This is a genomic window from Clostridium guangxiense, assembly GCF_021043395.1.
Taxonomy (GTDB): Bacteria; Bacillota; Clostridia; order Clostridiales; family Clostridiaceae; genus Clostridium_S; species Clostridium_S guangxiense.
The window spans coordinates 14688-32773 of record NZ_JAJNKE010000042.1; the positions used below are offsets into that span (position 1 = coordinate 14688).

The 18086-nt window shown below is 31.5% G+C and carries 22 protein-coding genes; 21 read left to right on the forward strand and 1 reads right to left on the reverse strand.

From position 1 onward, the window contains the following. Nucleotides 1–3: 3 nt before the first annotated feature. From LQK79_RS17635 to budA, 16 genes are all read left to right on the forward strand, one after another. Entirely contained in the window at nt 4–351 is a 348-nt protein-coding gene (locus tag LQK79_RS17635; RefSeq protein ID WP_053243605.1) for a DUF6711 family protein, read from the forward strand. 51 nt (nt 352–402) lie between these two features. Next, nucleotides 403–669, forward strand: a complete 267-nt coding sequence (locus LQK79_RS17640) for a hypothetical protein (RefSeq protein WP_053243606.1) — start codon at nt 403–405, stop codon at nt 667–669. Between the two features lie 18 nt (nt 670–687). Then, nucleotides 688–831, forward strand: a complete 144-nt coding sequence (locus LQK79_RS17645; protein WP_157055850.1) for a hypothetical protein — start codon at nt 688–690, stop codon at nt 829–831. 56 nt (nt 832–887) lie between these two features. Continuing rightward, nucleotides 888–1178 carry a hypothetical protein gene (locus tag LQK79_RS17650; protein WP_231017345.1) on the forward strand — a complete coding sequence of 97 codons (291 nt, stop codon included), beginning with the start codon at nt 888–890 and terminating at the stop codon, nt 1176–1178. A gap of 72 nt (nt 1179–1250) precedes the next feature. Next, on the forward strand, nt 1251–1625 hold the full coding sequence (locus tag LQK79_RS17655; RefSeq protein ID WP_231017346.1) for a DUF1617 family protein: 375 nt from the start codon (nt 1251–1253) through the stop codon (nt 1623–1625). Nucleotides 1626–1649: 24 nt separating this feature from the next. Continuing rightward, nucleotides 1650–6047: a hypothetical protein gene (locus LQK79_RS17660; protein ID WP_231017347.1), complete on the forward strand. Its 4398-nt coding sequence runs from the start codon at nt 1650–1652 to the stop codon at nt 6045–6047. Between the two features lie 12 nt (nt 6048–6059). Beyond that, nucleotides 6060–6380, forward strand: coding sequence for a hypothetical protein (locus tag LQK79_RS17665; protein ID WP_231017348.1), 321 nt, complete (start codon nt 6060–6062; stop codon nt 6378–6380). Nucleotides 6381–6391: 11 nt separating this feature from the next. Next, the gene (locus LQK79_RS17670) at nt 6392–6529 is read left to right on the forward strand and encodes a hypothetical protein (RefSeq protein WP_157055842.1); all 138 of its coding nucleotides are present in this window, start codon (nt 6392–6394) and stop codon (nt 6527–6529) included. Nucleotides 6530–6546: 17 nt separating this feature from the next. Continuing rightward, nucleotides 6547–6801: a hemolysin XhlA family protein gene (locus tag LQK79_RS17675; RefSeq protein WP_053243168.1), complete on the forward strand. Its 255-nt coding sequence runs from the start codon at nt 6547–6549 to the stop codon at nt 6799–6801. A 15-nt stretch (nt 6802–6816) separates the two neighbouring features. Beyond that, entirely contained in the window at nt 6817–7761 is a 945-nt protein-coding gene (locus LQK79_RS17680; protein WP_231017349.1) for a GH25 family lysozyme, read from the forward strand. 62 nt (nt 7762–7823) lie between these two features. Further along, a complete protein-coding gene (locus LQK79_RS17685; RefSeq protein ID WP_231017350.1) occupies nt 7824–8240 on the forward strand; it encodes a hypothetical protein in 417 nt (138 codons plus the stop codon). 262 nt (nt 8241–8502) lie between these two features. After that, nucleotides 8503–9063 carry a hypothetical protein gene (locus LQK79_RS17690; RefSeq protein ID WP_231017351.1) on the forward strand — a complete coding sequence of 187 codons (561 nt, stop codon included), beginning with the start codon at nt 8503–8505 and terminating at the stop codon, nt 9061–9063. After that, complete coding sequence (locus tag LQK79_RS17695) at nt 9056–9379, forward strand: hypothetical protein (RefSeq protein WP_231017352.1); 324 nt, start codon at nt 9056–9058, stop codon at nt 9377–9379. Before LQK79_RS17690 ends, LQK79_RS17695 begins: the two co-directional genes overlap by 8 nt. After that, nucleotides 9379–9831 carry a protein-export chaperone SecB gene (locus LQK79_RS17700; protein ID WP_231017353.1) on the forward strand — a complete coding sequence of 151 codons (453 nt, stop codon included), beginning with the start codon at nt 9379–9381 and terminating at the stop codon, nt 9829–9831. Before LQK79_RS17695 ends, LQK79_RS17700 begins: the two co-directional genes overlap by 1 nt. A 655-nt stretch (nt 9832–10486) precedes the next feature. Beyond that, the gene (locus LQK79_RS17705) at nt 10487–10759 is read left to right on the forward strand and encodes a hypothetical protein (protein ID WP_231017354.1); all 273 of its coding nucleotides are present in this window, start codon (nt 10487–10489) and stop codon (nt 10757–10759) included. A 21-nt stretch (nt 10760–10780) separates the two neighbouring features. Continuing rightward, a complete protein-coding gene (gene budA, locus LQK79_RS17710; protein WP_231017355.1) occupies nt 10781–11497 on the forward strand; it encodes an acetolactate decarboxylase in 717 nt (238 codons plus the stop codon). Between the two features lie 96 nt (nt 11498–11593). Here budA and LQK79_RS17715 read toward each other — a convergent pair whose 3' ends face one another. Then, complete coding sequence (locus LQK79_RS17715; protein ID WP_053243172.1) at nt 11594–13186, reverse strand: ABC-F family ATP-binding cassette domain-containing protein; 1593 nt, start codon at nt 13184–13186, stop codon at nt 11594–11596. 203 nt (nt 13187–13389) lie between these two features. On the opposite strand from LQK79_RS17715, the gene LQK79_RS17720 reads away from it, so the two are divergent. The 5 genes from LQK79_RS17720 (at nt 13390) to LQK79_RS17740 (ending at nt 17851) form a co-directional block, all read left to right on the forward strand. After that, on the forward strand, nt 13390–15588 hold the full coding sequence (locus LQK79_RS17720; RefSeq protein WP_231017356.1) for a DNA topoisomerase III: 2199 nt from the start codon (nt 13390–13392) through the stop codon (nt 15586–15588). 243 nt (nt 15589–15831) lie between these two features. Beyond that, on the forward strand, nt 15832–16146 hold the full coding sequence (locus tag LQK79_RS17725) for a HipA domain-containing protein (RefSeq protein ID WP_231017357.1): 315 nt from the start codon (nt 15832–15834) through the stop codon (nt 16144–16146). Further along, the gene (locus tag LQK79_RS17730) at nt 16124–16729 is read left to right on the forward strand and encodes a HipA domain-containing protein (RefSeq protein ID WP_231017358.1); all 606 of its coding nucleotides are present in this window, start codon (nt 16124–16126) and stop codon (nt 16727–16729) included. The genes LQK79_RS17725 and LQK79_RS17730 overlap by 23 nt, the downstream gene beginning before the upstream one ends. After that, nucleotides 16722–17402 (forward strand): HIRAN domain-containing protein, encoded by a 681-nt coding sequence (locus tag LQK79_RS17735; protein ID WP_231017359.1) that lies wholly within the window; start codon nt 16722–16724, stop codon nt 17400–17402. Before LQK79_RS17730 ends, LQK79_RS17735 begins: the two co-directional genes overlap by 8 nt. A 215-nt stretch (nt 17403–17617) precedes the next feature. After that, complete coding sequence (locus LQK79_RS17740) at nt 17618–17851, forward strand: hypothetical protein (RefSeq protein WP_053243175.1); 234 nt, start codon at nt 17618–17620, stop codon at nt 17849–17851. Nucleotides 17852–18086: the final 235 nt, after the last annotated feature.

The window sequence follows — 18086 nt, forward strand, 5'->3', positions numbered from 1 at the left end:
GTAATGGCATTAATTATAAATGGAGTGGCTGTTGCTGCTCCAAAAACATTTCAAGTTGATCTAGTTGATTTAGATAGTGACAGTACGACAAGAAATGCTGCAGGCGTGATTATGCGTGACAGGATAAGACAAATGAGAAAACTAGAATGTGAATGGGGACCACTTACACAAGCTGAAATAAGCACAATTCTTCAAGCAGTAAATCCAACTGGAGTAAGTGTAACTTATCCGGATCCGTATGATGGTGCAGACCAGACAAGAACATTTTATGCTGGTGACAGAACAATTCCTGCATATAACTTTGATAAACAAATATGGCAGGGTTTAAAAATGGATTTAATAGAAGTATAGAGCTTAGAAATAGGCTCTTTTTTGATTTTTTAAAAAGGAATGGTGATAAATATGGATATTAGTACATCAACAAACTTCAACGCAAATATAACTTTAAAAGACGCGAATGGTAATGATACGGTTGTAGCTTATTTGGCTTCTATGTTAGATAGTAATAGTCAGAATTTCAACATAAATGTTAATGTAAGTAATAAAACATTATTTACAACAGCAGGAGCTATAAACACGGTAGGAGAAACAGCACAACAGCAATACACAGAATTTGAAAGTGCAGTAAAAGCAAGAGCTAAAGAGCTTGGATTTACAATATTTGAATAAGAAAGGAGATTGGTATAAATGAATAAAGTTGAAAATCAAGAAGTCAAATTAAACAATGAAGAATTAGATGTCATGATAACAAATCTTATAAATAATATTGATAGATTAAACAAGAGAGTAACCCAATTAGAATTGCAAATTACTAATAAAAATTCTCAGTAAAAATTGAAAGGATTTAACCTCTTTATGTAGAAACATATTGCAAAGGAGGTTAAAAAATGATTGATAAAAATTCAAAGTTTAGTCCAAGTGAAAAAGAGGCACATAAATTAGCTCAAAATTATTGGGATGGACTTACAAAAGACAGAGAAAAATTTTTAGAAACCTTGAGTACAATGATTAAGAGTAGCGCTAAAATGGGAGCTTATAGTATTACTCAAGAAATACGTAAAAAAGATGAGGAATATATAAAGGAAAAGCTTGAAGACGTTGGCTATAAAGTTTCATTCCAAGAAAATCTAAATGATGCAAATATGGATTTTATAATAGTATCATTTAATAAAGAATAATTAACAATAAAAAAGAGCCTAAAGTAAAGGCTCTTTTTTATTGGCTTAAAAATTAGGAAGGATTGATTTAAGATGAAAATTACAAATAGAGAAATATTGGAAAGTATTAATACTTTGAAGGTAGTTGCACAAAAACAGATGCCTGTTAAAGTTTCATATGCTATTGCTAAGAATATATCCAAGATAGACGCAGAATTAAAAATTTATGAAAAAGAAAGAAAAAAACTGATTGACAAGTATGCCGAGAAAGACAAAGACAATAAGATCATTTCAAATAAAGAAGGTCAAATAAAATTCAAAGACCAAACTGCATGGGATAAAGATATCGAAGAGTTATTAAGTATTGAAACAGATATTGAAATTCATAAATTTAAGTTTGATTTGCTTAATGGTGTTCAGATGTCTCCAGCAGAGCTTCAAGCTATAGACTACATGATAGAGGAATAAAGCCTCTGAAAGGAGGTAAACTATATGTATAATGTTACACAAGATTTTTTGAAAGCAATAAAACAGAATGGTAGACAATTTAAAGGCAGTGTAACAGTTAGAGACACCAGTTTTGATGATAGCAGTATTGTAGAAATAGACTTAGAGGAAAATGTTAATCCTACAGATAGCTTTATGCTTGGTGGAGTAGGGAGTTCTTGCTTAACCGTTACGCTTACAAAAGTACCTGAAAGTTTAGTTCTTGAAAATGCTAAGGTTACGGGTACTTTGAGTTTATTGATTAATGGAACTTACGAAACTGTGCCACTAGGAAAGTTTACAGTAGATGATATCGATAAAGGTACAAGTAGTAATAACACAGTTAAATTAACATGCTACGACAATATGATACTTTTGGAGCAGGCATATTTTTCGGACTTAACATACCCTACAGATATAAACAATGTGGCACAGGAGATATGCACCAAGGCAGGAGTTGAATTTGCAAGCACTCTTCCTAATATCCAGGTAAATAAAATAGAGGGATACACCTATAGAGAAGCTGTTGGATTTATAGCTTCTTTTTTAGGTGGTTTTTCTAGATTTAATTGTGATGGAAAGCTTGAAATAACAACTTATACTGATAGTGGAATAAGTCTTGATAAGAATGATTACACATCTTCATTTAAGACTAACGCAACCACTTTTGCTATAGGAAAACTTTCTTGTCAGGTTAATGATAATACTATACTTTCAGCCGGAAGCTATGGGAATGAAATTCAATTTAAAAATCCTATAATGACACAAGACCAGCTTAATAGTATCTACAATGCACTAAAGAGTTTGAATTATATGCCATATAGTGCCGACTGGCGAGGTAATCCAGCACTACAGAGTGGTGATAAAATCACTATAACAGATACTAAAGGAAATACATTTAATACACTGGTTATGGATAATAAGTTTACTTATAAAGGTGGGTTATCTGGTCACATAGAAGCTGTAGGAAAAACAGAGACTGGACAGAACTTTAGCAGTTCTGGTAATGTTTCTAATACTGTAGATAGATTGGTTACAGAACAGGCTAATATTAAAGTACTTTTAGCAGATAAAGCCACAATAGAGCAATTGAATGTAACTAATGAGAATGTGCAAAATTTGATTGCTGATAATGCAAAAATTAATAATTTAGTTGCAACTAAAGCCAATATAACAGACCTAAATGTAACAAATGAAAGCGTTAAAAATTTACAGGTTGATAAAGCAAATATAACTGATTTGCAAGCTTCAAATGCAAGAATAAATACGCTAGAAGCTAGTACCGCAAATATAAACCATATTTTAGCTGGAAATATTACAGCGGAGAATATAGCAGCGGGAACAATAGCAGCTGGGAGCTCTATTATTGCAAATGGAGCTATAGGAAGCGCTCAGATAAGCGATTTAGATGTAAGTAAATTAAATGCTGGTACTTTGGATACAACTAAAATTACCATAGCTGGTGCTAATTCAAGGTTAGTTATAAAAGGTAATAGGCTTCAAGTATTTGCAAATAAATCAGATAGTAGCCTATATGAACGTGTAAGTATTGGTGATGTAAATGGAGATGGTTCTATATATGGTTTTAGGGTACGTGGTGCAGATGGAACAACAGTGCTTTTAGATGAAACAGGCGTAAAGCGTGAGGGTATCACAGACGGGAGCATAAATAATGCAAAGATAGGCTCTGATGCAAATATAAGTGGTACTAAACTGGATATTAATTCTGTAGTTACTGCCATTAACGGTGGAACTACAAGCATACAGGGTTCTAAAATTTTATTGAATGGACAAGGATTAGATGTTCAATTTAGCAATATAAGCACTACTGTTAATCAAAAAGCTAATACCACAGATGTAACTAATGCCATAAATGCTATACAGGTTGGCGGTACTAATTTAATATTGAATAGTGATTTTAGTCAAGGAAATAATAATTGGAATTTATATAGCCCAAGTGTAGTAGACATTCTTAATAATCAATATGGAGAAAAATCTGCAATAAATAATGATATGTCTAAAATATCTACTGGTTATTCTGATATAACTCAACGTATATTATTTTTAGAACCCAATACGCAGTATACTCTTAGTTATGAGGCACGAGGAGCATGGGTAACCTATATTGTTGAATACAGGGATAGCTCATTTAAAACTACTGTCGCAAGCTATCAAGACCATGTAGTAAATGATAGTACACCAACATGGTCTTTTGAAAAATTTACAATAACTTTTACAACCCAAGCAGATTGTAATACTGGGATATTTTATTTCAGAGTATTTTATGGACATTCTGGACAGATAACTAATATAAAACTAGAAGAAGGTAATAAAGCCACAGATTGGACACCAGCTCCAGAAGATGTGCAAGGGCAGATAGACACAGCAAATTCTAATATAACCTCTATCCAAACTACTGTAAGTAGTCATACAAGCAGTATAAGTGCTTTACAGAACAGCATTACATTAAAGGTAGATACACAGACGTTTACGAACTACCAAAGCACTGTAAATGGGCAAATAAGTTCTATAAACAATACGTTAAGTAGTCAAAGTAGCTCAATATCTGTACTTCAAAATCAAATAACCTCTAAAGTCACGCAGACAGATATAAATACTAGCATTAATAATATACAGGTTGGTGGTAGAAACTTAGTATTAAATAGTAATTTTTATAAGAGCTCAACAGGTTGGACAACTGAGGGTGGTACATCACAAGTTATTGAAGATAGTATATATGGGCATTGTTTACAGTTTAGTATTAATGGGAGAATTTTTAATAGTGTAGCCAATGTATGGGAAGCAAATCAAACTTACGTTGTCTCTTATGTGGCAAAAGCAGATGTAGATGGTAAAACCATTAGACCTTCAAGAAGCTTAGCGGATTGGGGTAATAGTCAAGTTCTAACAACTTCTTGGCAAAGATATACTACCATGATTAATTGTACTGTAACTATAACGGGTGGCACTCTATCCTTTAGCTCTGCTGATAATTCACCTATATATATAACAAATATTAAATTGGAAAAAGGCTCAAAAGCTACGGATTGGACACCAGCACCAGAAGATACTCAAAGCCAAATAGACAGTGCAAACAATAATTTAAATACAGCAAATACAAATATAACTACATTAACAACTAGAATAAGCACAGCGGAAAGCTCTATAACTCAATTACAAAATTCTATAACATTAAAAGTTTCTACTAGTGATTTTACAAGCTATCAAACAACAGTAAATAATAATTTTAGCACTACTAATAGCAATGTAACAACCGCACAAAATACAGCTAATACAGCGGTAACAAATGCTAGTAAGGCACAGACAGCGGCGAACAGTGCACAGACTACTGCTAATGCGAAGAAAAGAGTATTTACAAGTCAGCCAGCACCACCATATGATGTAGGAGATTTGTGGTCACAAGGCACTTCTGGAGATATGATGGTTTGTAAAACTGGTAGGGCTAGCGGTTCTTATACAGCTACAGACTGGGCTAAAGGCGTTAAATATACAGACGATACAACAGCAAATGCAGTTCAAAGCAACTTAAATACTACTAATAGTAATTTAAGCTCTTTGACAAGTAGAGTAAGCACCGCAGAGAGTAAAATTACAAGTGACGCTATAGTTAACACTGTAAGAACTAGTACAGCCTATATAAGCGACCTAGGGCAAAAGATAACAACTGCACAGGCTACTACGATAGCACAAACTGCAAGCAATATTCAAATAGGTTTTAATGGTATAAGCAATAATGTTGTAATTGATACGACAGGAATTACAATAAACAACGGTGGCTTTACTATTAAGAATCAATCAAATGCAACAGTATTGTCAGAAGATGCTAATGGAAATTTAACTATGGCTGGTACACTTAAAACTTTACAGGATGATGGTACAGATGCTATTACAATGTCTGATACTAATATATTTTTTCATGATTGGGGGTCTGGTGCTGGAAATAACATTGGAAAGATATATTCTTCTCATGATACTACTAGTCCGTATGCAGCGGGTTATTCAATTGGAGTTAATAGAAACTATAAATTTGGATTGACATATCAAAATCTAGAAACTGATTCATCAGGAAATACTTACACACCACTTTTAGTTCTAAACAATGGTTCTAATAATGGGGGAATAGGCAGAATTGACATGTGGAATGCATATTTATGGAATAGTACCTTAGAGTGGAGGTTTAAATCCACTGCAACCATTGTAGCAAATTCATCTATAAATATAAATCATAATCTTAACAAAATGCCTATGATTACTGCGGTAGGGACTGTTGGGAATATAGTACTCACGTTTTCATATGTTGATGCGAACACAATAAGAATATACAACTATAATAATGGAGGCAGTGGTGGAAACACATGGACAGGAGATATTTATTTTTGGTAAGGGGGAATTAAAATGGATTTAAATGAAGAACATTATTTAGTCGTAGATTCTACTACAAAAGTTATTTTGTACAGTATGACTAGGCGGGTTTCATTAGGTGCACAACCTTATGCTGTAGAAGGATGTGATGTAATTCAAATATCAGCAGATTTTGCAAGTGAATTTAGCGAAAGTATAAGAAATGGAAAACAATATAAATTAAAAGATGTAAATGGAACTATGCTAGAAACAATGCTGGAGGAATATATGCCCGAACGGGTAATACAGTCTCCAAACTTAGAGAATAGAATAAAAGCTTTAGAAGATGCTCAACTTAGTAATTTAAATATATAGAAGGTGATAGTATGTATTATGATTTTTTATTAAATATGTGGATTATGCGAAGAGTGACAGATATTAATCTTGGAAATGCAGTAAATAAAGGATATATTACAGAAGAAGAAAAGGATAATATTATGGCAACGCCACAGGTTAGTGAATAAATCAAGGAGGTTAAAATATGGGCGAATATGATGAAAAATTATGCAAGGAACGGTGTAAAGTAGTAGATGAAAAACTAGATTTACATGATGTTCGTTTAAATGATCACGGTGAAAGACTTAAAAAGCTTGAACAACGTGGGGCAGCAGTAGATGAGAAGATAGAAAATCTATGTGAGCAGCTTAAAAACTTAGTAAATACGCTTAAATGGGGTTTTGGTATATTAGTTACCATTACCCTTTTTGTTTTGGGATACTTAATAAAAATTAGATAGAAAGGTTATGATTAAATGAAGGGAATAGATATTTATAGCGGAACAAATATAACAGATTGGAATGCAGTTAAAGCATCTGGGGTTGAGGCAGTATATATAAAACTTACAGATGGTTTGACATATAATAATCCTAAAGCTCTTGAGCAGTATAGAGCAGCTAAAAATTTAGGCTTGAAAGTTGGACCTTATCACTTTGGAGAAAAAAACAATCCATTACAAGAATATAATCATTTTGCGGATGAATACTCAAAATATAAGTGGGATTTGAAGCCAGTGCTTGATTATGAGGTTGCTAAACCCGATATGAATTTCATAGCACAATTTATGGCTAGAAATAGTAATCTATTACTTTATGCAGCTCATAATGTGGCAGATAAATGCGGACTGCCTAAGAATAAAATATGGATTGCAGAGCCTAATACTAGTCCAACATCTACAGGAGAGTATGCGGGCATTCAGTATACTTGGACAGGTGAAATTAATGGTCTAAATGGAAATGCAGATATAGATTTATTCTCAGATTTGGTATTAGATAATGGAAGCTCTGCACCTGTACAAGTTGTGGCACAGAGCGGTGATCCAGCAGTTAGGCTAATACAAATAAAATTAAATGCTTTACTAAAAAGAGGACTTGCTATAGATAGTATGAACGGTCCACTAACTACTGCGGCTATAAAGGATTTTCAAGGTGTTATGGGACTTATTCAAGATGGTATTTGGGGACCTAAAACAGCTGCAGCGGCAGAGCAAATATTTGCACGACCAGAAGATGGAATATCATATCAACACATGGAATATGCTACTAGGTATATTCAGCATAGGTGTGGAATTACCCCGGATGGAATATTTGGTCTTCATACAAAGATTGCAGTTCAGAATTGGCAGGCAAAACATGGACTTGTAGCAGATGGAATTGTCGGATCTGCTACATGGGGTAAATTGCTTGATGAAAATGTATAGGATTGTAGGAAACTATGGTCCTATTTTTGTATTAAAAAATAAAATTTTGGAGGTAATATATTATGAATATTAATGTAAATCAAACTATTGCTTATCTTTTATATCTCATTGCTATAGGTGTTGCAGGATATGTAACTAAAGAGTGGAAAGCTCACAACAGCAAATTACTTGAGTTAAAAACTAAAGAAGAAGAGAGGGCAGAGAAGTTGCTTGGTCAGCAAAATTATAATGCTGCTAAACAAATTGTTGTTGATAGTGTTTATAAAGTTGAACAATTGGCAAAAGAGGCTGTAAATGAACAATGGAACAGCTTAGACAAACATTCCAAAGCTATTGAATTTATAAGTCAAGGATTGAATAAAGCTGGGTTAACACTTTCTGATGAAGATATTTACAGCATAATTAAAACTACAGTTGGATATATAAATGCTGGTAAAGTTGTGGCTCCTGCGAGTATAAATACATTAGTACAAAAATAGTTATAAGCCTTGTAGGTTAATTCCTACTAGGCTTTATTCTTTTGCAAAAATATATGATAATAGAAGAAAAAACTTGAAAGTGTTGCAAAAAGTATCATTTTGTAGCACTATAGTGCTACATTCTAAATTGTATATTTTTGTATGCACAGTTATAATACATTATAGGTAAGATTATCTTTTATAATACATTAGACAAGCTATATAGACTATTTATGAATATATTTTATAGGATTGGGAAATATTTTAGATAGGACTGAATATAATGGATACAGAAGGTAAAAAATTCATTGGATACCATGGAACTGATTATAATGGAGAAAAGTGTATTATTAGATCAAGGCATTTTAATTTAAGTAATAGAGATGACGAATGGCTTGGGTCGGGAATATATTTTTTTATTGATGAAAATCAAAATGAAGCTGTTAGTAATGCATTAAAGTGGGCTATAAATTTTAAAGGATTTAAATTTTATACTGTACTACAATGCAACATATCTATTGAAAAAAATAGATTGATAGATTTTAATAATGACGAAACATGGCGCTCACTGTTTCATGATTACAGAAAAGAAGTAATAAAAGATATTAAATCAAGAGGTATAAAAATACAAACTAGTAAACATAAATTTGATTGTAAGATTATAAATGAGATTTGTGAAAAATTCAATATCTTAGCAGTAAAACAGCAAAGATATATTTCAAAATTAGAAAATAGTGATTTGCCAATGTCTGAAGTACCTAATTGTACCATATTGTGTGTAAGGGACAATTGTTTGTTAGATGAACAATCAATAAAAGTTAAAAGGAGGGGAAAGTATGAATAAGGATGAAATGCTAAAAGCATTATTGGCTGATTTAAAGCATAAAACGGATGCTGAATTAATTGAGAGTTATGAGAAAAGTGATATAGAAGTTTTAAGTTATAAACCAGGAGCAGTTGGGAGCGTTTGCCTTTATGATTATAATGATGGGATAATAACGGGAAGTATTTGCTCAATTGATAGTATTGAAAGCGTCAATTCTGGTGATATTTGTTTTAGTACTAATATAAATAATAGCATTTCTTTCAGCGATACTTTAAGCTTAATTAATAATGCAGAAGAATTTAATGTGTTTGAAATTCAAGGAGATGTTGCATAATGGATGGACAAGCTGGTACATGTAATCTAAGTTTAATTGATGTATATGTCGAAAATATTAATTTTATACGAAATGAAAAATACAATTCGAATGATAAGGACTTAAATTTTAGTTTACATCCAATAGTTCAAGTTTCAAAGGATGAAAAGAAATGTAAGAGTATATTTGATGCTGAAATAACTGATAATAAAGATGAATCTTTAAATATTAAAATTAGAATTATTGGCGTTTTTGGATTATTAAACTTTAGTTCGTTAAACAAGGATGTAAGAGAAAGTTTAGTTATTAAAAATACTTTAGCTATTTTATTTCCTTATTTGAGAAGCTTTATAACGACATTAACAGCTCAATCAGGAATAAAGCCTATAATTTTGCCACCAATAAATATATCCGCTTTAATAGACTCTGACAGGTATTCTAAGAAAATGGGAGATAAAAAGGATAAAGCTTAAAGTTGATTTATAAGTTTTATCCTTTTTATTTGTAACAAAACAGTGGTTAACATGCTGAATTTAATTTATAAGTAAGAGATTAAAGCTTACTAAAATTTTTCTAAAGCATTTAAAATATAATATATATTATAATGAAAACACGTAGTATCAGCGTTTGACACCACGTGTTTATTTATATCGATTGAATTGCTATACGGAGGTAGTACATATAACTACCTACTGTCAATAAAATATATTCCTTGAAGGACATATTTATAACTTACATTATTAATTTAAGAAAATTAATTCATAGAATAACAAAAGGAGCAATGTTAATGCTCCTTTTGACGTCAAAAATTCGTCAAAAATAAATTAAAATTTATAATATGTTTTGACGATACAACTATTTTTTAAGTCTAACTTAAAGCCACTTAATTAATACGTTTTGACTAACTTTAATCGAAATTATATGATACTCGTATATACTACTACAATATGCAATTTGAGGGCTTAGGAGCGTAATAAAAGCAGCACTGGTGAAATACTGGTGCTGTTTTATTTTAAATATTAAAATTAACATTATCATGGTTTATAAATAATAAAATATACCAATACTATATATAGATTTAGTGAAGTGTAGATACTGTGAATTGAAAAAGTATTGGAAGTGTAATTTATGATAGTGAAAGGGATATTAAAAAATATAGATTATGGAGATTCTAGTGAAAATATTAACGGAATAGAAGTTTTGGCTGAGGAAATAGGCGATGAATATTATATTTTAGAAGTAGTCCATAAAGAAGAGGAAGAAAAATTTTTAAATATATTCTATAATATAATGAGAGAACAGTTTAAAGTAGCTTACTCCCTTGAAGAATTTAAAGAAATATGGGGGGATGGATACTTTACTGTAGATAAATCTCAGCTGGAAGTAAAGGGAAAACAATAGAACTTTAGGATGGTGAAACCAATGGAGAAAAATAAAATTCCAAATCATATTTATCAGATGTCTACTATAAATGCACTGGTATCAGGTTTGTATGATGGTTATATATCGCTTAATAAGCTTTTAAAAAAAGGTGATGTTGGTATAGGAACCTTTAAAGATTTAGATGGAGAACTTACCCTATTAAATGGAACATTTTATAGGACAAGACCTGATGGAACGGTATATGCTTGCGATAAAAATGAGTCCATTCCGTTTGCAGTGGTAACGGAATTTAAGAATTACAGCAATTTTGAAATGAAGGATTGCAGCTCATATGAAGAAATAAAAGAGAAGCTAGACAGCAAAATTGAAAGTAAAAATATTTTTTATGCTTTTAAAATAGAAGGAATATTTGAACATGTAAAGACAAGAACGGTTGTAAAGCAGAAAAAACCATATAGACCTATGTCTGAAGTGGTCAAGGATCAACCTATATTTGAGTATAAATATGCAAAAGGGTACATAATAGGCTTTAGGTGTCCGGATTATGTTGAAGGGCTTAATGTGCCTGGGTATCATTTTCATTTTATAAGTGAGGATAGAAAATTTGGAGGTCATGTTATTGAATGTGGTGTAAAAAAAGCAAGTGTATGTTTTCAAGATTGCTTTTGCTTTAGAATGGAACTTCCAGAAAATGAAAGCTTTTATAGCCTGAAGGTTGAAGATAGAAAAGATGAAATAAGTAGAGTAGAAAGATAGAATAGTTAATATTTGACAGCGTATAGTTAGAAATGAAAATTAATAGGATATATAAGAAAAAAGTGCGAGAAATTAAAATCCCGCACTTTAGTTATATTAGTTTTTACCTGCAGCTTCTAAATATTCATCATAAGATATTTTCTTATCAACTATTCCGCTGTCAGTTATTTCTATAATTCTGTTGGCAATAGTTTGAATAAACTGATGGTCGTGTGAAGTAAATAGGAGGTTACCCTTATAGTCACAAAGCCCATTATTTAAAGCTGTGATGGATTCTAGGTCAAGGTGGTTTGTAGGCTGGTCAAAAATAAGTACATTTGCACTGCTAAGCATCATTTTTGCAAGCATACATCTTACCTTTTCTCCTCCAGATAAAACACTGGCCTCTTTTAAAGCTTCTTCTCCGGAAAATAACATTCTTCCAAGGAAGCCTCTTAAATAAGTTTCGGATTTCTCCTCTGAATACTGACGAAGCCAATCAACAAGGCTTAAATTAACATTGTTGAAAAATTCAGAGTTATCCTTAGGAAAATAAGCAGTGGTAATGGTAATTCCCCATTTAAAGCTTCCACTATCTGGTTCCATTTCTCCGCTTAGTATTTTAAATAGTGTAGTTATTCCAATTTCATTGTCGCCAACAAAGGCGATTTTATCATTTTTTGAAACTATAAAGCTAACATTATTAAGAACCTTTACTCCATCTATGGTTTTGCTTATGCCATCAACAGTTAGTATGTCATTTCCGGCTTCTCTTTCTGGTTTGAAGCCAACAAAAGGATATTTTCTGCTGGAAGGCTGTATATCTTCAAGAGAGATTTTATCGAGCATTTTTTTACGTGAAGTTGCCTGCTTGGATTTTGAAGCATTAGCACTAAAACGCGCAATAAAGTCTTGAAGCTCTTTTATTTTTTCTTCCTTTTTCTTGTTTTGATCCTTTGCCATTTGAAGTGCTAGTTGGCTTGATTCGTACCAGAAGTCATAGTTTCCAACATATAATTTTATCTTTCCAAAATCAACATCAGCCATGGTAGTACAAACTTTATTTAAAAAGTGTCTATCATGGGATACAACAATTACTGTACCTTCAAAGTTTATTAAAAACTCTTCAAGCCAGTTTATTGATTTTATGTCAAGATGGTTTGTAGGCTCGTCTAGAAGTAGTATTCCAGGGTTGCCGAAAAGAGCCTGTGCAAGTAATACCTTTACCTTTTCTGAACCTGTAAGCTCAGACATTTTTTTATTGTGATAAGATGTGTCTATGCCAAGTCCTTGAAGTAAGGTAGCTGCTTCTGATTCAGCTTCCCAGCCATTTAATTCTGCAAATTCTCCTTCAAGTTGAGAGGCTTTTATTCCGTCCTCATCATTAAAATCTGGTTTTGCATATAGTGCATCTTTTTCTTTCATTATGCTGTAGAGTCTTTCATTTCCCATGATTACTGTTTCCAAAACTTCATAATCATCGTATCCAAAATGGTCCTGTTTTAAAACAGACATTCTAGTGTTTGGAGGTATAATAACTTCTCCTGTGTTTGGTTCTATTTCGCCAGATAAAATTTTTAAAAATGTACTTTTACCAGCACCATTTGCACCTATAACGCCGTAGCAGTTTCCAGGTGTAAATTTTAGATTTACATCTTCAAAAAGTTTTCTCTCGCCGTATCTTAAACTTACGTTATTTACAGTTATCAAAGCGTATTTTCCTTTCTATTTCAAATTTTCATAATTAGTTAAAATTATAACATAAAACAGTTAGCATTCATAGATATATTTGATGTACATTAGATTTAAATAGCTCATTGTTAATCTTTATGATAGCAGTATTTTGTATAAATAATTTTTTATTATATGGTATTATATATATGTATGGAAAGCATGAAAGGATGATAAACATTATGGGAAAGACATTAGTTTTAGCTGAAAAACCAAGTGTGGGAAGATCTCTTGCCAAGGTTTTAAAGGCTAATATAAATAAAAGGAGTTATTTAGAAGGAAACAATTATATAGTAACCTGGGCACTGGGACATTTAGTTACCTTAGCAGACCCAGAAGCCTATGGAGATCAGTATAAAAGTTGGAGCATGGAAACTCTTCCTATGCTTCCAAGCAGAATGAAATTAAATGTAATCCCAAAAACCTCAAAGCAGTTTTCAGAGGTTAAAAAGGTTATGATGAGAAAAGATGTAGACGAACTTGTAATAGCTACAGATGCGGGAAGAGAAGGAGAGCTTGTTGCAAGATGGATAATAGAAAAGGCAGGCTTTAAAAAACCAATAAAGCGTTTATGGATTTCCTCTCAAACAGATAAGGCTATAAAAGAAGGCTTTGCTAAATTAAAACCGGGAAAAGAATATGACAACTTGTACAGAGCAGCACAGTGTAGAGCAGAAGCGGATTGGTATGTAGGATTGAATGTTACAAGAGCTTTAACCTGCAAGTATAATGCTCAGCTTTCAGCAGGAAGAGTTCAAACTCCAACACTTGCTATGATTGTGCAAAGGGAAGAGGAGATAAAGAATTTTAAGCCAAGAAGTTATTATAATATAAAGGCAAAGGCTAATGGATATACAATGCACTGGCAGAACAAAAACGGAAACTTCAATACTTTTAATGAAGATGAAGCAAAAAATGTAGTTTCAAAGGTAAGAGGACAAAAAGGAAATATTATAGAAGTTGTTCAAAGTGAAAAGAAGAAGTATTCACCAGCACTTTATGATTTGACTGAGCTTCAAAGAGATGCAAATAGATTCTTTGGGTTTTCTGCAAAGCAAACTTTGTCTATAATGCAAAGACTTTATGAAAATTATAAGTTTTTGACTTATCCAAGGACAGATTCAAGGTATATCTCACACGATATTGTGCCAACACTTCCAGATAGACTTAAAGCTATAGCTGTTGGCAAGTACAGCAGGTTTGCTAGCGAAATATTAAGAGGAAAAATAAAGGCAAATAAAAGCTTTGTTGATGACACCAAGGTTTCAGATCACCATGCTATAATTCCAACAGAAGAAAGGGTTTCTCTTTCACTTTTAAGTAGCGAAGAAATGAAGATATATGATTTAGTTGTAAAGAGATTTTTAAGCATAATGCTTCCTCCTTTTGAATATACTCAAACAACTGTAAAGGCAGAGGTAAACGGAGAAATCTTTACTGCTTCAGGAAAAGTGGTTAAATCAAAGGGTTGGAAAGCTGTATATGATAAAGAAGAGGATTTTGATGAAAAAAGCGAAAATGAATTAAAAGATCAAATACTTCCGCAAGTTAATAAGGGGGATGAGGTAGCTTTTTCTACAGTAAATATGGATACCTTGCAGACAAAACCGCCAGCAAGATTTACAGAAGCGGCACTTCTTTCTGCTATGGAAAATCCTCAAAAGTATGTTCAAATGGATAAGGCAAGTTCAAAAACTCTTGGGGAGACTGGTGGACTTGGAACAGTGGCTACAAGGGCAGATATAATAGAAAAGCTTTATAATACATTTTATGTAGAGAAGAACGGAAAAGAAATGATTCCAACTTCAAAGGGAAAACAGGTAGTAGAGCTTGTACCACAGGACTTAAAATCTCCTCTTTTAACTGCAAAATGGGAAATGGATTTAGAATCCATAAGTAAGGGAAGATTAAATGGAAAAAACTTTGTTGATAACATGAAAAACTATGCTTCAAAGCTTGTAGACGATGTTAAAGGCAGCAAGGATAAATTTAAATATGATAATATTACAGGCAAGAAGTGCCCACAATGCGGAAAATATATGCTTGAGGTAAAAGGGAAAAATGGTAAAATGCTTGTGTGTCAGGATAGGGAATGTGGCTACAGAGAGAATTTAAGTAGATTTACTAATGTAAGATGTCCAGAATGCCATAAAAAGCTTGAACTTAGAGGAGAAGGAGAAGGAAAAATATATGTTTGCACAACTTGTAGCTTTAGAGAAAAGTACTCTTCTTTCCAAAAAAGATTTAAGGAAAATAATAATAAATTAAATAAAAAAGAAGTATCAAATTACATGAAGAAAATGAAAAAGGAAGCTGAAACTCCAATGAATAATCCATTTGGAGATTTAGCAGCATTGCTTAAGAAGAACAATGCGAAGTAACAATGCTTCGTTGCGTTAAAAAAATCCTATAAATCTAAGTGGTTATTAAAAAAGTGGCTGCTTTGGGTTCTAGAAGGATAATGGGCTATGCCCAAATCAATATCACTTTACCTCAAATTCCAAGTTGTTCATATAAAAAAACTGTTCAACTAATATAGCTATTAGTTGAACAGTTTTTTTATGTATTGAATAATGATGGGAAAATAAACTATAATTAAATTAAAATAGTTGCAGGAGGATAAAATGAATCAACTAATTAATTTTGACGATTGGCAAGTGGATGAAGATTCTCCTTTTGGTAGTGGTGCTAGTGAGAAAAAATGGCTGATAAATATTAAAACTAAGCAAAAAGGTATATTTAAATTCCCTAAAGAATTAACTACAGGTGAATTAACAGGGGAATATTGGGCTGAAAAATTAGCAGCACAATTAGCTAATGTTTTAGGTATTGAATGTGCAAAAGTTGATATAGGAATCTATAATGGTAGAATAGGTTCTATGAGTTATATGCTTTTAAAAGAAGATGAGGAATTAATTGAAGGAATTCAATATATATAAGGAATACGATCAAGAGAAGTTTATAGATTATGGAACAGGAGAATCTTATTCTATAAATATGATTTTAAATTCTATTAAAGGAACAGAGCTAGAGGATAGATTTTTAATAATACCTATTTTTGATGCATTAATTGGCAATAGTGATAGTCATCATAGTAATTGGGGGATAGTTAAAAATAATGTTAGCGCAAATATAAGAATATCACCGCTTTATGATAATGGATCATCTTTATGTTGTCTTATTGCAGATAAAGATGTTGAAAATTTTTTGAGAGATAAAATGAAATTTGAATCACTTATTTATGGAAAGTCAAAGTCTATGATAAGGTGGCAAGGAAATAAGAGAATAAGACATTTTCAATTAGTTAAGCATATTAAAGAAAATTATTATGATGAAACAATTGAATTTATAGAGGGTATTAAAGAAAACTTAACACCTTCTAAGCTACAGGAAATGATATATGCATATAGTGATAATATAATTAGTGCTTCAATTAAAGAACTATTATATGCATTTTTGATAGAGAGAAGAAAAAGAATTATTGAAATATATTTTGGAGAAAAGGAGGATGAAAATGAGTAGACATAATGGGAGAGATTATATTTTTGTTGTTTGGAAAGATTACAAAACTAGACAAAGATTTATAATTGGTGAGTTGTCTCAAAATGGAAAATATATAAATAGTAGTGTTAATAAGGCTATAGAAAGAGGATTTGAGCCACTAGTAGCATTTCCTAATCTAGATGAAGTTTATGAGAATCATGAGTTATTTCCCGCATTTTCAAGCAGATTGCCAGATAGAAGAAGGAAAGATGTAAAAGAAATTTTATCAAAGTATGGTTTAGAAAAATATGATGCCTTTGAATTATTAAAAAAGAGCGGTGGAAAATTGCCAACCGATAGTATGGAATTCATTGATCCTATTTTTTTAGAGGATAAGAATATTGAAAGAGATTTTTATGTGGCGGGTATAAGGCATTATGAATATTGCGATTCAAAAGATAAAAATACAAATTTTGATATAAATATTGGTGAAAATTTTGCATTGAAAATAGAACCTAATAATTCTTATGATAAATTTGCAGTGAAAATTATAAATAAGGCCAATAGGATTATTGGCTATGTACCTGTATTTTATAGTGAAGCTATATTTAGAGCGCTTGAAAGTAAGAGAAATATGGAATGTACTGTGATTAGTAACGAATGTAATGATGAGTGTGAAGATTGTGTAAAGGTAAGGGTGAGTATTAAATAATATATAAAAATTTTATTTTTATTTTGTAGAAGGTGTTTAAGTGGAAAAAACAATTAAATTGTTGAATTATTTGGGATATGTTTCTTGGCCATTTATGTTTTTGCTTGGCATACTAGTGATAATACTTGTTGCATTATTCAAGTTTAATGATTATCTGTACAAAAGAGGAATCTATATAACTTAAAATATGTTGTATACTTGGAATTATATTATCTTTGATTGGTAACTTGATTGATAAAAAGAATATATTTAATATCATTTCTTTTGTAAGCATAAAATTTTATATAAATAATATTAAAGCCTACGAAGAAAAAATTTATATAGATAAGATGTATATTTATATTGAAGCAATTTTTAAAGAGGACAAGCATAAAATTGAAGAAAGATTAGAAAAGTTAATGGTAATTAATAGAAATAAATTAAGCGATGATGAAAAAATAAATCGTTAGTTAGTATAATAGGGAATTTGGATAGTTATTATGTCCTATTAAATGATAATGTTAAGTATGTAAATCCTTGTTTGAAATATATAATAATATTATTTGAAAACAACATAATTATAGATAGACAACTTGAAACTTTAAAATTGCAATCTCCAAATTTATCGTGATAAACTGGAATTTGTCGAGCACTATAGTGAAGGGTTTTAACTCACTTCGTTTGTTAAAAGACTAAGGTTTTCGC

Excerpts from the sequence above, each read along its gene's own strand:
- LQK79_RS17635 (WP_053243605.1), top strand. The coding sequence starts at position 4 with ATGGCATTAATTATAAATGGAGTGGCTGTTGCTGCTCCAAAAACATTT.
- LQK79_RS17640 (WP_053243606.1), top strand. The coding sequence starts at position 403 with ATGGATATTAGTACATCAACAAACTTCAACGCAAATATAACTTTAAAA.
- LQK79_RS17645 (WP_157055850.1), top strand. The coding sequence starts at position 688 with ATGAATAAAGTTGAAAATCAAGAAGTCAAATTAAACAATGAAGAATTA.
- LQK79_RS17650 (WP_231017345.1), top strand. The coding sequence starts at position 888 with ATGATTGATAAAAATTCAAAGTTTAGTCCAAGTGAAAAAGAGGCACAT.
- LQK79_RS17655 (WP_231017346.1), top strand. The coding sequence starts at position 1,251 with ATGAAAATTACAAATAGAGAAATATTGGAAAGTATTAATACTTTGAAG.
- LQK79_RS17660 (WP_231017347.1), top strand. The coding sequence starts at position 1,650 with ATGTATAATGTTACACAAGATTTTTTGAAAGCAATAAAACAGAATGGT.
- LQK79_RS17665 (WP_231017348.1), top strand. The coding sequence starts at position 6,060 with ATGGATTTAAATGAAGAACATTATTTAGTCGTAGATTCTACTACAAAA.
- LQK79_RS17670 (WP_157055842.1), top strand. The coding sequence starts at position 6,392 with ATGTATTATGATTTTTTATTAAATATGTGGATTATGCGAAGAGTGACA.
- LQK79_RS17675 (WP_053243168.1), top strand. The coding sequence starts at position 6,547 with ATGGGCGAATATGATGAAAAATTATGCAAGGAACGGTGTAAAGTAGTA.
- LQK79_RS17680 (WP_231017349.1), top strand. The coding sequence starts at position 6,817 with ATGAAGGGAATAGATATTTATAGCGGAACAAATATAACAGATTGGAAT.
- LQK79_RS17685 (WP_231017350.1), top strand. The coding sequence starts at position 7,824 with ATGAATATTAATGTAAATCAAACTATTGCTTATCTTTTATATCTCATT.
- LQK79_RS17690 (WP_231017351.1), top strand. The coding sequence starts at position 8,503 with ATGGATACAGAAGGTAAAAAATTCATTGGATACCATGGAACTGATTAT.
- LQK79_RS17695 (WP_231017352.1), top strand. The coding sequence starts at position 9,056 with ATGAATAAGGATGAAATGCTAAAAGCATTATTGGCTGATTTAAAGCAT.
- LQK79_RS17700 (WP_231017353.1), top strand. The coding sequence starts at position 9,379 with ATGGATGGACAAGCTGGTACATGTAATCTAAGTTTAATTGATGTATAT.
- LQK79_RS17705 (WP_231017354.1), top strand. The coding sequence starts at position 10,487 with ATGATAGTGAAAGGGATATTAAAAAATATAGATTATGGAGATTCTAGT.
- budA (WP_231017355.1), top strand. The coding sequence starts at position 10,781 with ATGGAGAAAAATAAAATTCCAAATCATATTTATCAGATGTCTACTATA.
- LQK79_RS17720 (WP_231017356.1), top strand. The coding sequence starts at position 13,390 with ATGGGAAAGACATTAGTTTTAGCTGAAAAACCAAGTGTGGGAAGATCT.
- LQK79_RS17725 (WP_231017357.1), top strand. The coding sequence starts at position 15,832 with ATGAATCAACTAATTAATTTTGACGATTGGCAAGTGGATGAAGATTCT.
- LQK79_RS17735 (WP_231017359.1), top strand. The coding sequence starts at position 16,722 with ATGAGTAGACATAATGGGAGAGATTATATTTTTGTTGTTTGGAAAGAT.